The sequence below is a fragment of the Pseudonocardia ammonioxydans genome, assembly GCF_900115005.1.
In the GTDB taxonomy this organism is placed as follows: Bacteria; Actinomycetota; Actinomycetes; order Mycobacteriales; family Pseudonocardiaceae; genus Pseudonocardia; species Pseudonocardia ammonioxydans.
On the sequence record NZ_FOUY01000023.1, the window covers coordinates 55115 to 69620 of the forward strand.

The following is a 14506-nucleotide window of genomic DNA, read 5'->3' on the forward strand; positions in this document are numbered from 1 at the left end:
CCAGGTTTCGCGAGTGTGATAACAGGACCGACGGGACGTGTCCGGCCCGTGCCCGCGCGATCACCGCCGCCGGGCACCCCGGCGTCGCGGCGGACGGGCGGACGGGCCCTCACCAGCGATGATGTCTGTCCCATGCCACACGTGCGGTCGGCCACAGGCGGGTGTCCGCGCGCGCCATGGCGGTTATACACGCGTCATGGACGACAACACCGGGCAGACCACCGGGCCCGCCGGCCACGGCGCTGCAGCAGCGACGCGGTGCGGTTGCTGCGGACGCCGGGACGTCCGCCGGTCGCTGCACACGGCCGGCACCGCCGGCGCGGCGTCCGTCGTCGTGTGCCCATACTGCGACCTGCAGGAGGCCGAGATCCAGGGCTGGCTCGACGAGTTCGTCCGCAACGGGGGCTGACCGGCCGCCGCTCAGGCGTTGTCCGCGACCGCCGCGCCGGACTCGGCGCTGGTCGCGCAGTGCGCGCAGCAGAAGAACTTCCCGCCGGTCTGCACGCCGTGGCCGATGATCCGGCAGCCGCAGTGCTCGCAGACGGGCGCCATCTTGTGGATCGCGCACTCGAAGCTGTCGAACGTGTGCGCCGCACCGCCGGCGGCGCGCACCTCGAACGTCATCTCGTAGTCGTTGCCGCAGACCTCGCAGGTGGCCATGGTGCGGCGCTCCTCTCCCCGCCTCCACGCGTGGGGCGGGACGGGGCCCGGCCCGCCGGGCCGGGCCGGGGGTCAGGACAGCCGGCCGGAGAGCAGCTGCTTCGCCAGCTCGGCGCCCTTCTTCGAGTCGGACTGGGCGCGCCGGAACAGGTCGGCGAGCTCCTCGTCGCCGTCCCGGACGGCGTCGTCGATGTAGACGCCGAGCCGCAGGCTGTTGTCCAGGCAGGACTGCAGGAACCACACGAGGTTGTAGTTCTTGTCCTTGGTGCCGGTGACGTCGCCGGTCTCCTCGGTCGCCATGATCGCCTCCACAGGGTGTCGGCCGCCGCCGTGCGGCGGTGTTCGGCTGGCCCCGGGCACGTACCCGGGGCTCGCGGCCCTACACCCGGTCGTGGAGGTTCAGCCCGGCCCGTCCTCGAGCGCGCCGAGCACGTCGGCGACCAGGTCCGCGGTGTCCTCGATCCCGCAGGAGAGCCGGACCAGCCCGTCCGGCACCGCGTCGCCCCAGCGGGCCCGCCGGTCGGCGCAGGTGCGCAGGCCGCCGAAGCTGGTCACCGAGTCGACCAGGGTGGTGCGCGACAGGAACCGCGCCACGGCCGCGGTGTCGTGCAGGGTGAACCGCAGGACGCCGTTCCAGCGCCGCATCTGGGCCCGGGCGAGCACGTGCGACGGGTCGTCGGCCAGCCCGGGCCAGCGGACGTCGTGCACGCCCGGGGTCTCACGCAGCGCCACCGCGAGGGCCCGCGCGTTCTCGGCCTGGCGAGCCAGCCGCAGGTCCAGGGTGCCCAGCCCGCGCAGCGCCAGCCAGGTCTCCATCGGCCCGGCGATCGCGCCGCCGCGGGTGCGGAACCCCCGGAGCCGTTCGGCGTGCACCGGGTCGGCCGCGGTGACGTGCCCGAGCAGCACGTCGCCGTGCCCGGCGAGCGCCTTGGTGTCCGAGGCGACGACGAGGTCCGCGCCCAGCTCGAGCGGGCGCTGGCCCAGCGGGGTGGCGGTGGTGTTGTCGACGGCCACGACCGCACCGGCCTCGTGCGCGGCGGCGGCGACCGCGGCGATGTCGCAGACCTCGAGGCCGGGGTTGGACGGCGTCTCCAGCAGCACCAGCGCGGGCCGGTGCTCGGCGATCGCCGCGGCCCAGTCCCCCGCCGTGGCGCAGTAGCCGACGCCGATCCCCAGCGGGGCCAGCTCCTCGTCGGCCAGCCGGCGGGCGACGTAGTAGCCGTCGGAGGGGAGCAGGACGCCCCGCCCGGACGTGGCGAACGCCCGCAGCACGGCCGCGATCGCCGCCATGCCGCTCCCGAACACCGTGCAGGCCCCGCCGTCGAGCCGGCCGACCGCCGCCTCGTACTCCCGCCAGGTCGGGTTGTCGGCCCGGGCGTAGAAGTCCGCCCCGGGCGTCGTCTCGGCGGGATCGAGGTGGAAGGCGCTGGTCAGCACCGGCCCGGGGTGGACCGGTGCGCCGACCCGGCGCAGCTCGGGATCGCCGCCGTGCACGCACCGGGTCCCGTCGCCGCGTTCCGGCACTCCGTAGGCGTTGGTCACCGGCCGACGGTACCCGTGAGTGGTTATCGCGGCTGGAGCCGCGAAAACCACTCACGGGCTACTCGGGCTTCGGCGCCCGCGAGATCAGCTCCTTGGCCATCTGCCGGGCGGTCATGCCCTCGTGGCAGACGCGGCGCACCGCGTCGGCGATCGGGAGCTCGACGCCGTGCCGCCCGCCCAGCTCGCAGATCGACAGGCAGGACTTCACGCCCTCGGCGACCTGGCCGTGGTTGGCCCGCTCCGCCTCGGCGAGGCTCGCGCCCCGGCCGATCTGCTCGCCGAAGGTCCGGTTGCGCGACAGCGGCGACGAGCAGGTCGCCACCAGGTCGCCCATTCCGGCCAGCCCGGCGAACGTCAGCGGCGAGGCCCCCAGCGCCATCCCGAGCCGGGACATCTCGGCCAGCCCGCGGGTGATCAGCGACGCCCTCGAGTTGTCGCCCAGCCCCATCCCGGACGCGACGCCGACGGCCAGCGCGATCACGTTCTTCCCGGCCCCGCCCAGCTCGGCGCCGATCACGTCGGTGTTGGTGTAGGCGCGGAAGTAGCCGGTCGCGCACGCCGTCTGCAGCGCCACCGCGCGCTCGTGGTCCGGGCAGGCGATGACGGTGGCGGTCGGCTCCTCGTGCGCGATCTCCGCAGCCAGGTTCGGCCCGGAGACGACGGCGAGCCGGTCGGCCCCGATCCCGGTGACGTCGTCGATCACCTCGGTCATCCGCTTGAGCGTGCCGAGCTCGACGCCCTTGGCGAGGCTGGTGACGGTGACGTCGTCGGGGATCAGGTCCCGCCACGCCTCGAGGTTCGACCGCAGCGACTGCGACGGCACCGCCAGGACCACCGCGTCCGCGCCGTCGAGGGCCTTCGCCGGGTCGTGCGTCGCCGACAGCGTGATCGGCAGCTCGACGTCGGGCAGGTAGCCGGGGTTGTGCCGGCTCTCGTTGATCGCGTCGGCGACCTCGGTGCGCCGGGCCCACAGCCGGACCTCGCGGCCCGCGTCGCCGAGGACCTTGGCGAACGCGGTGCCCCAACTGCCCGCACCCAGCACCGCGACCCGCGCGATGTCGTGCACCGGCTCGTTCACCGGGCGCTCCTCGAACGACGGGCCCATCACCCGGCCTCCCGCTCCGGGCTGCGCCGGTAGAACTCGGTCGGCGCGGTCTCCTCCCGCACCTCGGCCAGCAGGTCCCGCACCCTGCTCATGATCAGGTCGGTCACCTCCCGCAGCACGGTGGCGTCCAGCGGTCGCCCCCGGTAGCCCGACAGGTCCACCGGGTCGCCCGCCCGCAGCACCAGGTCGGTGCGCGGCAGCGGGCGGAACCGCTTGCCGTAGTGGTCGTAGACCTCCCGGGTCCCCCAGTGGACCATCGGCACGACCGGGACATCGGAGGCCAGCGCCAGCCGGGCGACGCCGGTGCGCGAGTGCATCGGCCAGCCCGCCGGGTCGCGGGTGATCGTGCCCTCCGGGTAGATCACGACGATCTTGCCGTCGGCGAGGGCCCGGGTGCCGGCGGCCAGGCTCTGCTGGGCGTCGGCGGTGTCGCGGAAGACCGGGATCTGGCCGCTGCCGCGCAGGATCGGCCCCAGCACCGGGACCTTCCACAGGCTGTTCTTGGCCAGGAAGCGCGGCACCCGCCCGGCGCTGTGCACGAACAGCGAGGTGTGCAGCGGGTCCAGGTAGGAGACGTGGTTGCTGACGAGCAGCGCCCCGCCCGTGGCCGGCAGGTGTTCGCGGCCCTGGTAGCGCTGCCGCCCGGTCAGCCACCCCAGGGGGTAGAACATGGTCGCGGCGAGCCCGACCCAGAATCCGCCCTTCTCGCGGGCCACCGGCGGCCTCCTCCCACCCGCCGCGCAGGCGGATCTCGTCGCTGCCGGACCAGGCATGATCCGGACGTCCAGGTGGAAGTCTCCCCACAACACGACCCCGCTGTGAACCCGCCCCACCGAATGGCGGGCGAGATCGACTCCGGTGGTGCGACGATGGGGGGCGTGACCCTGCGGGTGGACCTCGTCGTCCCGGTGAAGCCGCTGCCGAAGGCCAAGACACGGCTGCGCGGCGCGGCCGACGGCGGCGTCGGTGACCTCGACGCCCACCTGCGGCTGGCGCTCGCGCTGGCCCGCGACACCGTGTGTGCCGCGCTCGCGTCCGGGGCCGTGCGGCACGTCGTGGTGATCTCCTCCGACCCGGCCGTCGCGCTGGAGGTCGGGGGGCTCGGCGCCGAGGTCGTCACCGACCCGGGACGCGGACTCAACGGGGCCCTGCGACACGGCGCCGCGCGGCTGTACCTCCGCAGCGGCAGGCGGGGAGCCGGCGGGGCGGGCAGCGATGCCGTGGCGATCGGCGCGTTGCAGGCCGACCTGCCCGCGCTGCGCCCGGCCGACCTCGACGACGCCGTCGCGCACGCCGCCGCGCTGTTCGCGACCGGGGTGGAACGCGTGTTCCAGCCCGACGAGCCCGGTACCGGGACCACGTTGCTGCTGGCCGCACCGGGACGCGACCTCGACCCGCACTTCGGCGGGGCCTCGGCCGCCGCGCACACGTCGTCGGGGGCGGTCGTGCTGCCCGGCGACCGGCCCGGCCTGCGCCGCGACGTCGACACGGCGGCCGATCTGGAGTCCGCCGTGGCGCTCGGCGTCGGCGCCTGGACCCGGGCCGTGCTCGACGCGCGGGGCGCGCTACCGCGCCCGGGACCCGCCCCCGACGCGGACGGACCGGTCGTCTGCCCGAAGGTGTGACGCATCCCCGTCCCCCGACACCGAGAATTCACCTTCTCCGGCCGGTGCCTGTTTGGCCCCCACGACGCGGGTGCGAAACAATCGCCACGTGAGTGACGACTCGGCAGCCCCGACCGGACGGAACGGCGCGGCGTCGACTCCGGGTGCGCGCCGGCCCGCGGGCCGGCGGGCCCCCCGGCCGGCGACCCGCCGGATGCACACCGCGAGCCGGACCGTCGCCGAGAAGAAGGCCGCTGCCGAGAAGACCGCAGCCGAGATCCCGGCCCAGGCCGCACAGGGCGGACCGCCCGCACCGCCGGCCGCGCCGACCCCGTCGGCGAACCACGGGGCCGCGCCGATCGCACCGCCCGCGGGGGCGACCGCACCCGCGTCGGCGATGCCGGACGTCCTGCCCGAGGACCGCTACCTCAACCGCGAGCTCTCCTGGCTGGACTTCAACGCCCGCGTGCTCGCGCTCGCCGAGGACTCCAGCCAGCCGCTGCTCGAGCGCGCCAAGTTCCTGGCGATCTTCGCGTCGAACCTGGACGAGTTCTACATGGTCCGGGTCGCCGGGCTGAAGCGCCGCGACGAGGCCGGGCTGTCGGTGCGCAGCGCCGACGGGCTCACCCCGCGCCAGCAGCTCGCCCGGATCGCCGAGCGTTCGCGGGCGCTGTCCCGGGCGCACGCCGAGGTGTTCACCGACGAGCTGCGGCCCGAGCTCGACGCGGCCGGGGTCCACATCCGGTCGTGGGACGACCTCACCGACGCCGAGCGCCTGCGCCTGTCCGACTACTTCTCCGAGCACGTGTTCCCGGTGCTCACCCCGCTCGCGGTGGATCCGGCGCACCCGTTCCCCTACATCTCGGGGCTCTCGCTGAACCTGGCGGTGACCGTGCGCGACCCGGAGGGCCGCACCGAGCGCTTCGCCCGGGTGAAGGTCCCGAACAACGTCCCGCGGCTGGTGACGGTCGACCCGCCGGACACCGACGACCGCGCCGGGAACCGCCAGGTCACGTTCCTGCCGATCGAGGGCCTGATCGCCGCGCACCTCGGCGACCTGTTCACCGGCATGGAGGTCACCGAGGTCCACCCGTTCCGGGTCACCCGCAACGCCGACCTCGAGGTCGAGGAGGACCGCGACGAGGACCTGCTGCAGGCCCTCGAGCGCGAGCTGGCCCGGCGCCGGTTCGGGCCCCCGGTGCGGCTCGAGGTGCTCGACTCGATGTCCGAGCACGTGCTGGAGCTGCTGCTGCGCGAGCTGGACGTCGACCCGAACGACGTCGTCACCGTGCCCGGCCCGCTCGACCTGACCAGCCTCTGGCAGGTGCACGGGCTGAACCGGCCGGAGCTGAAGGACGAGCCGTTCCGCCCCGCCACGCACCCGGCGTTCGCCGAGCGGGAGACCCCGCGCAGCGTGTTCGCCACCCTGCGCGAGGGCGATGTGCTGGTGCACCACCCGTACGACTCGTTCTCCACCAGCGTGCAGCGCTTCATCGAGCAGGCCGCGGCGGACCCGAACGTGCTCGCGATCAAGCAGACGCTGTACCGGACGTCGGGGGACTCCCCGATCGTCAACGCGCTGATCGACGCGGCCGAGGCCGGCAAGCAGGTCGTCGCCCTGGTCGAGATCAAGGCCCGGTTCGACGAGCAGGCCAACATCCGCTGGGCACGCGAGCTGGAGAAGGCCGGGGTGCACGTCGTCTACGGCCTGGTGGGCCTGAAGACGCACTGCAAGACGGCGCTGGTGGTGCGCCAGGAGGGCTCGGAGATCCGGCGCTACTGCCACGTCGGCACCGGCAACTACAACCCGAAGACCGCCCGGCTCTACGAGGACGTCGGCGTGCTGACCGCCGACCCGACGATCGGCGCCGACCTCACCGACCTGTTCAACTCGCTGACCGGGTACTCGCGGCAGACCTCCTACCGGAGCCTGCTCGTGGCGCCGTACGGGATCCGACGCGGCATCGTGCGGCGGATCGACGACGAGATCGAGGCGCACCGCTCCGGCGAGCCCGGCGCCCGGGTCCGGCTCAAGGCCAACTCGCTGGTCGACGAGGCCGTGATCGACGCCTGCTACCGGGCGTCGCAGGCGGGGGTGCCGGTCGACATCGTGGTCCGCGGGATCTGCGCGATGATCCCCGGACGGCCGGGGCTGAGCGAGAACGTCAGCATCCGCTCGATCCTGGGGCCGTTCCTGGAGCACTCCCGGGTGCTGCACTTCGGGGCCGCCGACGAGTACTGGATCGGCTCGGCGGACATGATGCACCGTAACCTGGACCGCCGGGTCGAGGCCATGCTGCGGGTCGCGGACCCGAAGCTCGCCGACCAGCTCGGCGCGATGTTCGACTCCTGCCTCGACCCGGCCACCCGGTGCTGGACACTCGGGCCGGACGGGACCTGGTCGCCGTCGCCGGCTCCGGGGTCGGAGAACATCCGGGTCCGTGACCACCAGGTGGAGATGATGAACTCGCGACGCGGGTCGGACGAAGACTGAGATGAACCTGCTCTCACTGCTGCGCACCGACGGTGCGGAGGTCGACCCGGCGGGTCTCGCCGACGTCGTCGCCGCCGGGACCGTGCCGTACCGCACGGCCGCCGACGGGTCGCTGGAGATCGCGCTGGTGCACCGCCCCCGCTACGACGACTGGTCACTGCCCAAGGGCCACCAGGACCCGGGCGAGTCGCTGACCCGCACCGCGCTGCGCGAGACCGCCGAGGAGGCCGGTCTGGACTGCCGGCTCGGCGGGCGGCTCGGGCACACGACCTACACGGTGCCGGGCAAGGGCGGCCGCAAGGTCGTGCACTACTGGGCCGCGGAGGTCGTCGGCGAGCAGCCGTTCACCCCGACCGAGGAGACCGACGAGCTGCGCTGGCTCTCCCCCGCCGACGCCGCCGCGCTGGTCGACTACCCGCACGACGCGGGGCTGATCTCGCGGCTCGCCGCGGCCGGGGTGCCGTCGTCGACCGTGGTGCTCGTGCGGCACGCGAAGGCGGGCAACCGCGAGGCCTGGGAGGGCGACGACGACCTGCGCCCGCTGTCGGGGACCGGGCACACCCAGGCCGACCGGCTGGCGTCGTTCCTGCCGCGGTTCGGGCCGGACCGGCTCTGCACCGCGCCGCCGCTGCGGTGCGGGCAGACGATCGCGCCGTTCGCGGAGAAGAGCGGGCTCGGCCCCGGCACGGCGGAGGACCTCCCGTCGGAGCCGCTGCTCGGCGAGGAGGGCTACTGGGCCGACCCGGACGCCGGGCTCGACCGGTTCCGGGAGCTCGCGGCCCGCCCCGGTGTGACGCTGGCCTGCAGCCAGGGCGGGGTCATCCCGGACGTCGTCGGGTACCTGCTCGAGGAGGCCGGAGCGCCCTGTGCCGACGTGCCCTCGCACAAGGCGAGCACCTGGTTGCTGGGCTTCGCCCCGTCCGGCGCCCTGCTCGTCGCCGACTACTACCGCCGACCGGCGGCCTGACCTGCCCGCGAGCCCGCCTGCCCCGGCGACCTGCCTGCCCGCCCGCCTGTCCTGCCTGCCTGCCCTGGCGCTGAACGCTCACGAAACCTGCACGTGCGCACGCGATCGGGTGAGCGTCCCCGGGTCTCGTGAGCGTCCTCGGGTCTCGTGAGCGTCCGGGGCTGCGGCGCCGGCGGCGCGGTGCTCCGGGGCGGGCTACTTCTTCGCGGTGGACTTCCGGGCCGCGGGCTTCTTCGCCGGGGCCTCGGTAGCGCCGGGGGCACTCGTGTCGGGCGGGATCTTCTTCTTCGTCGCCGTCGTGCGACCGCCCTTCGCCCCCGGCTTCGCGGCCGAGCGCTTCGCGGCAGCGCCCCTCGTGGCCGAGCCCGCAGGGTCCGTGGCAGTGGAATCCGCGGTAGCAGCGGGGTCGCCGGCCGGGGCGCTCGCCGCAGCGGCGGCACGGGACCGGCGCCCGCCGCGCGCCGGTTCCGACGAGGCGGCGGTGACGCCGGCCCGCGGCGCCCGGCGGGGCGCGCTCGTCGCACCCGCGGCGGCGGCCTCGCTGCCGGCCACGTGTTCCTTGAACGCGGCCCCCGGCCGGAACGACGGGACCACGGTCTCCCCCACCGGCACGGTGTCCCCGGTCCGCGGGTTGCGCGCGGTGCGTGGCGCCCGCCGGCGTGCCTCGAACACGCCGAACCCGGTCAGGGTGACCGAGTCACCGGACCCCACGGTGTCCACGATCACCTCGACCATCGCGTCCACGGCGGCGGCCGCGGCGCGACGGTCACCGAGCCGGGCGGTCAGCGCATCGACGAGCTGAGCCTTGTTCATGGTCACGAACGGTAGGGCTGCGGCCATGCCCCGCACCAGATCCCGCGAAGAGTCCAGGTCGCATACTGCCCGATCGGACAGGTCCGTACGAGTGAACGGGCGCCACCGTCGAGGAGGGCACGACCACCCGCGGCGACCTCAGGCGAGGGTGCGCGGCATCCGCTCCGGCCGGGTTCCCTCGAACGCGGTGATCGCGTCCTCGTGGCGGAGGGTCAGCCCGATGTCGTCGAGCCCCTCCAGCAGCCGCCACCGGGCGTAGTCGTCGATCTGGAACGACACGGTCAGGTCGCCGACCTGCACCGTCTTCTCCACGAGGTCGACGGTCACCCGGGTTCCCGGCTCGTTCTCGAGCTTCTTCCAGATCAGCTCGACGTCGGGCTGCTCGACCTGGGCGGCCACCAGGCCCGCCTTCGCCGAGTTGCCCCGGAAGATGTCGGCGAACCGCGCCGAGATCACGACCCGGAAGCCGTAGTCCATCAGCGCCCAGACGGCGTGCTCGCGCGAGGACCCGGTGCCGAAGTCCGGGCCCGCGACGAGCACCGACCCGCGGTCGTACGGCTCGTTGTTCAGCACGAACGTCGGGTCCTGGCGCCAGGCCGAGAACAGGCCGTCCTCGAAGCCGGTCCGGGTGACCCGCTTGAGGTACACGGCCGGGATGATCTGGTCGGTGTCCACGTTGGACCAGCGCAGCGGCACGCCGATCCCGGTGTGGGTCTCGAACTTGTCCATCAGTCCAGGTCCTCCGGGCTCGACAGGGTTCCACGGACGGCGGTGGCGGCGGCGACCAGCGGCGACACCAGGTGGGTGCGGCCGCCCTTGCCCTGGCGTCCCTCGAAGTTGCGGTTCGAGGTCGACGCGCAGCGCTCACCGGGTGCGAGCTGGTCCGGGTTCATGCCCAGGCACATCGAACACCCGGCCGAGCGCCACTCCGCACCGGCGGTGCTGAAGATCTTGTCCAGGCCCTCCTCCTCGGCCTGGAACCGCACCCGCATCGACCCGGGCACGACCAGCATCCGGACGCCCTTCGCGATCGTCCGTCCGTCGAGCACCTGCGCGACCGAGCGCAGGTCCTCGATCCGGCCGTTGGTGCAGGAGCCGACGAACACCGCGTCCACCGCCACGTCGCGCAGCGGGGTGCCACCGGTCAGTCCCATGTAGTCCAGGGCCTTCTCGACCGAGGCACGCTCGCCCTCGTCGGTGATGCCCGCCGGGTCCGGAACCCGCTCGCCCAGCGGCAGGCCCTGCCCCGGGTTGGTGCCCCAGGTGACGAACGGGGTGAGGTCGTCGGCGTCGATGTCGACGACGCGGTCGAACTCGGCGCCCTCGTCGGTGCGCAGGCTCTTCCAGTCCTCGACGGCGGCGTCCCAGTCCGCACCGGACGGCGCGTGGTCCCGCCCCGACAGGTAGGCGAACGTCGTCTCGTCGGGGGCGATCATGCCCGCGCGGGCGCCGGCCTCGATCGACATGTTGCAGATCGTCATCCGGGCCTCCATCGAGAGGTTCTCGACGACGTTGCCCCGGTACTCGAGCACGTGGCCCTGCCCGCCGCCGGTACCGATCTTCGCGATCACCGCGAGGATGACGTCCTTGCTGGTCACGCCCTCGCGCAGCGTCCCGTCGGAGGAGTTGACGTTGATCGCCATCGTGCGGAACGGCTTGAGCGGCAGCGTCTGGGTGGCCAGCACGTGCTCGACCTCGGAGGTGCCGATGCCGAAGGCCATCGCGCCGAACGCCCCGTGGGTGGACGTGTGCGAGTCGCCGCAGACGACGGTGGTGCCCGGCTGGGTCAGCCCGAGCTGCGGGCCCACCACGTGCACGATCCCCTGCTCGGGGTCGTTCATCGGGTGCAGCCGGACGCCGAACTCCTCGCAGTTGCGCCGCAGCGTGTCGACCTGGGTCCGCGAGACCTCGTCGGCGATCGGGGCGAGCACGTCGAGGGTCGGGACGTTGTGGTCCTCGGTGGCGATCGTGAGGTCCGGGCGGCGGACCGGACGGCCGGCGAGCCGGAGACCGTCGAACGCCTGCGGGCTCGTGACCTCGTGCACCAGATGGAGGTCGATGTAGAGCAGGTCGGGCTCGTCGCCCTCCCCCTTGCGGACCAGGTGCCGGTCCCAGACCTTCTCGGCCAGCGTGCGGGGCTTGTCTGCGGCGCTCACGCTCGCCTCCCTCTCACAACGTGGTGGTGGCGGACTTCCCGGGTCGGTGGGCTGTCCAAACCGTTGGACTTCCCAGATCGTGGAAAGTTAGTATCGGAACGTGGGACAGTCTAGCGGGATCGGCGTGCTCGACAAGGCGGTGGGGGTTCTCCGGGCGACGGCCGAGGGGCCCTGCGGACTGGCCGAGCTCTGCGAGCGCACGGGCCTGCCCCGCGCGACCGCGCACCGGCTCGCGGTGGGCCTCGAGGCGCACGGCATGCTGCTGCGCACCCCCGACGGGCGCTGGCACCCCGGCCCGACGCTGGGCCAGCTCGCCGGTGGGCGCCCCGACCCCCTGCTCGACGCCGCGGCCGGCGTCCTGCCGCGGTTGCGCGACATCACCGGCGAGAGCGTGCAGCTGTACCGGCGCGACGGCGTGCACCGGATCTGCATCGCGCACGCCGAGCCGCCGTCCGGCCTGCGCGACACCGTGCCGGTCGGGTCGCGGCTGCCGATGACGGCCGGGTCCGGCGCCAAGGTCCTCGCCGCCTGGTGCGACACACCGACCCAGCGGTTGATCCTCGCCGAGGCCACGTTCTCCGAGCGGGTGCTGGTCGACGTCCGCCGCCGCGGCTGGGCGCAGAGCGTCGCCGAGCGGGAGGCCGGGGTCGCCTCCGTGTCCGCCCCGGTGCGCGATGCGGCCGCCCAGGTCGTCGCCGCGGTGTCGGTGTCCGGCCCGGTGGACCGGATCGGGCGCCGGCCCGGGGTGCGGTGGGCGGCGGACCTGCTCGCCGCCGCCGACGCCCTGCAGCACCGCCTCGCCTGAGATCCCGTTCGGCGCCTCCATTACCGTGGGGGTCCCGGCACCGGGCCGGGTCCGTGACGACGGTGGAGTGATTCCGGGGAGAGGCGTGCAGAGCAGCAGATCGCCCGTCTACCTGCTGGGCATCGATGTCGGCACGACGAGGTCGGCAGCCGCGGTCATCCGCCCGGGCAGCCCCGGCCCCGAGATGATCACACTGGGTGACCGCTCGGTGGACATCCCGTCCGTCGTGTACGCCGCTGCCGACGGCTCGCTGCTGTTCGGCGAGGCGGCCGAGCGGCGGGCGCTGACCGAACCCGACCGGGTCGCACGCGAGTTCAAGCGACGCATCGGCGACCCGACCCCGATCCCGCTCGGCGAGCACGCGTTCACCGCCGAGCAGCTGTCGGCGCTGCTCACCGAGCACATCGTCGAGGTCGTGTCCCGGATGGAGGGCGGCCCGCCGGAGCGGGTGGCCGTCAGCCACCCGGCGTCCTGGGGGTCGCACAAGCGCGACCTGTTCGCCGACGCGCTCGCCGAGCGCGCGCTGACCGTCACGTTCCTCACCGAGCCGCAGGCCGCGGCGCTGCACTACACCACCAACGAGCGGGTCGAGGCCGGCGCGACCGTCGCCGTCTACGACCTCGGCGGCGGGACGTTCGACGCGGCCGTCGTGCGCAAGGAGGCGGCAGGCACCACCGACACCGGGGGCACCGTCGTCGGCGGGACGTTGTTCACCCTGCTCGGGCGGCCCGAGGGCGTCGAGCAGCTCGGCGGCGCGGACTTCGACCAGGCCGTCGTCGACCACGTCCGCGACGCGGTGCCGCAGGGGTTCGAGGGGCTCGACGAGGCCGACCCGGACGTGCTCACCCAGATGGCCCGGCTGCGGCGCGACTGCCGGGAGGCCAAGGAGGCGCTCTCGGCGGACACCGAGGTGTCGATCCCGGTGTGGCTCGGCGAGGTGCGGACGACGGTGCGGCTGCACCGCAGCGACTTCGAGGACCGCATCCGGCCGAAGCTCGAGGAGTCGGTGGAGGCGCTGCAGCAGGCGATCGCCTCCGCGGGGCTGGCCGCGTCCGGCCCGTCGGTGGTGCTGCTGGTCGGTGGATCGTCCCGGGTGCCGCTGGTCGCGCAGCTGGTGTCCTCCGAGCTCGGCCGCCCGGTGCAGGTCGACGCCGACCCGAAGAACGCGATCGGCAAGGGCGCCGTGCTGGCCCTCGGTCCGGTCGACCCGGAGACGGTGACGCCGTCCGGGACCGGCCCGGGCCTGCTCGCGGGCGGGGCGCTCGGCGCCGCCGGGGCCGCCGCTGCCGGTGGGGCCTCGCTCGCCGCCGACCCCGGCCCGCTGCCGTGGGAGAGCGGCGATCCGGTGACCGAGCGGATGCCGTCCGATGCCCCGCCGACCGCCTTCCACGGCCCGCAGACCGCCTATCTCGACGGCGCGGACGCCGACCCGCCGACCGACCGGATCCCGGTCGTCCCGGCCGCCTACGGCGCGCCCCCGGAGGCGGGCCCCGGCACCGCGGTCTACGGCTACGAGAACCACGGCTACGAGAACTACGAGTACGACGGCGAGACGACCGTCGCACCCGAGCCGTCCGCGGCCCGCCGCTCCCCCGCCGTCCTGATCGGCGCCGGCGGGGTCGTCGCGGTGCTGGCCGTGCTGGGCGCGGTGTTCTTCTGGCCGCAGGACCGCAACGTCAGCAACGCGACACCCGAACTGCCCGCGATGCCGACGACCACCGAGGCCCCGCCGCCCACCACCGAGGAGGAGGAGCCGGTCCGGCAGCCGGAGCGGACCCAGGAGCGGACGACCACGCCCCGCACGACCTCGGAGGAGGTCGTGCCGCCGCCTCCGCCGCCCCCGGTGCCGACGACGACACCGGACGAGCCGGAGCCGACGCCGGATCCGACCGAGAACCCGACGACGAAACCGACCACACCGGCTCCGACGACGAGCCCGGACGTCACCATCCCGGTCGAGCCGTCGAGCAAGCCGGCAGGGCCGTAGCGGCGAGTTCCGGGAAGTCCTCGGGTGGCGGCGAGGTGCCGCAGCACCACCTCGAAGTCGTGCACCGGGTTCGCCGTGCGACGTCGACCAGCACCTGGCCCGGTCGAGCCCTGCTCGGCCGGGCCGTCGTCGCTCCGTGCGGCAGGTCGGCCGGCTCCGGTGCCGCACGAGCACGCCGTGCCGTCCTGTTGTCCGGCAGCAGCCCGGTCGAGGACCCACTCACCGACTCCCGTCGCCCGGGGGTGGGCGGACCCACGACGCCTGAGCACCACGGAGCCCGGCCCACTCCACTCCGGGGCGGGCGGGCCCGGATCTCACACGAACGGCCGTGATCAGCGAGTCGTGCAAGTTCGGTGCCGGATTCGGCACCGAA

The 14506-nt window shown here is 74.2% G+C and carries 14 protein-coding genes; 6 read left to right on the forward strand and 8 right to left on the reverse strand.

The window, feature by feature from the left end:
• Nucleotides 1-196 precede the first annotated feature (196 nt).
• Nucleotides 197-409, forward strand: a complete 213-nt coding sequence (locus BM093_RS21150) for a hypothetical protein (RefSeq protein ID WP_093347519.1) — start codon at nucleotides 197-199, stop codon at nucleotides 407-409.
• An 11-nt stretch (nucleotides 410-420) separates the two neighbouring features.
• Here the strand turns inward: BM093_RS21150 and BM093_RS21155 are convergent, their stop codons facing one another.
• The 5 genes from BM093_RS21155 to BM093_RS21175 form a co-directional block, all read right to left on the reverse strand.
• Nucleotides 421-660 carry a Prokaryotic metallothionein gene (locus BM093_RS21155; protein WP_093347523.1) on the reverse strand — a complete coding sequence of 80 codons (240 nt, stop codon included), beginning with the start codon at nucleotides 658-660 and terminating at the stop codon, nucleotides 421-423.
• Between the two features lie 72 nt (nucleotides 661-732).
• Nucleotides 733-960, reverse strand: coding sequence for a hypothetical protein (locus tag BM093_RS21160; protein ID WP_093347703.1), 228 nt, complete (start codon nucleotides 958-960; stop codon nucleotides 733-735).
• A 99-nt stretch (nucleotides 961-1059) separates the two neighbouring features.
• Complete coding sequence (locus tag BM093_RS21165; RefSeq protein WP_245773680.1) at nucleotides 1060-2202, reverse strand: cystathionine gamma-lyase; 1143 nt, start codon at nucleotides 2200-2202, stop codon at nucleotides 1060-1062.
• 58 nt (nucleotides 2203-2260) lie between these two features.
• Nucleotides 2261-3307, reverse strand: coding sequence for an NAD(P)H-dependent glycerol-3-phosphate dehydrogenase (locus tag BM093_RS21170; protein WP_093347528.1), 1047 nt, complete (start codon nucleotides 3305-3307; stop codon nucleotides 2261-2263).
• The gene (locus BM093_RS21175) at nucleotides 3307-4023 is read right to left on the reverse strand and encodes a lysophospholipid acyltransferase family protein (protein ID WP_093347533.1); all 717 of its coding nucleotides are present in this window, start codon (nucleotides 4021-4023) and stop codon (nucleotides 3307-3309) included. The genes BM093_RS21170 and BM093_RS21175 overlap by 1 nt, the downstream gene beginning before the upstream one ends.
• Nucleotides 4024-4185: 162 nt before the next feature.
• Here BM093_RS21175 and cofC point away from each other — a divergent pair, with 162 nt between their 5' ends.
• From cofC to BM093_RS21190, 3 genes are all read left to right on the forward strand, one after another.
• Nucleotides 4186-4932, forward strand: coding sequence for a 2-phospho-L-lactate guanylyltransferase (cofC, locus tag BM093_RS21180; RefSeq protein WP_342743030.1), 747 nt, complete (start codon nucleotides 4186-4188; stop codon nucleotides 4930-4932).
• A 193-nt stretch (nucleotides 4933-5125) separates the two neighbouring features.
• Nucleotides 5126-7405 carry an RNA degradosome polyphosphate kinase gene (locus tag BM093_RS21185; RefSeq protein ID WP_177238620.1) on the forward strand — a complete coding sequence of 760 codons (2280 nt, stop codon included), beginning with the start codon at nucleotides 5126-5128 and terminating at the stop codon, nucleotides 7403-7405.
• Nucleotide 7406: 1 nt separating this feature from the next.
• A complete protein-coding gene (locus BM093_RS21190) occupies nucleotides 7407-8372 on the forward strand; it encodes an NUDIX hydrolase (RefSeq protein WP_093347538.1) in 966 nt (321 codons plus the stop codon).
• A gap of 195 nt (nucleotides 8373-8567) precedes the next feature.
• Here the strand turns inward: BM093_RS21190 and BM093_RS37960 are convergent, their stop codons facing one another.
• The 3 genes from BM093_RS37960 to leuC all read right to left on the reverse strand — a co-directional run bounded on the left by BM093_RS37960 (nucleotide 8568) and on the right by leuC (nucleotide 11341).
• The gene (locus BM093_RS37960; protein ID WP_093347718.1) at nucleotides 8568-9185 is read right to left on the reverse strand and encodes an HU family DNA-binding protein; all 618 of its coding nucleotides are present in this window, start codon (nucleotides 9183-9185) and stop codon (nucleotides 8568-8570) included.
• Nucleotides 9186-9323: 138 nt separating this feature from the next.
• Nucleotides 9324-9914 (reverse strand): 3-isopropylmalate dehydratase small subunit, encoded by a 591-nt coding sequence (gene leuD, locus BM093_RS21200; RefSeq protein WP_093347543.1) that lies wholly within the window; start codon nucleotides 9912-9914, stop codon nucleotides 9324-9326.
• Complete coding sequence (leuC, locus tag BM093_RS21205; RefSeq protein WP_093347547.1) at nucleotides 9914-11341, reverse strand: 3-isopropylmalate dehydratase large subunit; 1428 nt, start codon at nucleotides 11339-11341, stop codon at nucleotides 9914-9916. The genes leuD and leuC overlap by 1 nt, the downstream gene beginning before the upstream one ends.
• A gap of 100 nt (nucleotides 11342-11441) precedes the next feature.
• On the opposite strand from leuC, the gene BM093_RS21210 reads away from it, so the two are divergent.
• Nucleotides 11442-12146: an IclR family transcriptional regulator gene (locus BM093_RS21210; RefSeq protein WP_093347550.1), complete on the forward strand. Its 705-nt coding sequence runs from the start codon at nucleotides 11442-11444 to the stop codon at nucleotides 12144-12146.
• Between the two features lie 85 nt (nucleotides 12147-12231).
• Complete coding sequence (locus tag BM093_RS21215; RefSeq protein ID WP_245773681.1) at nucleotides 12232-14133, forward strand: Hsp70 family protein; 1902 nt, start codon at nucleotides 12232-12234, stop codon at nucleotides 14131-14133.
• The last annotated feature ends 373 nt before the right edge of the window (nucleotides 14134-14506 follow it).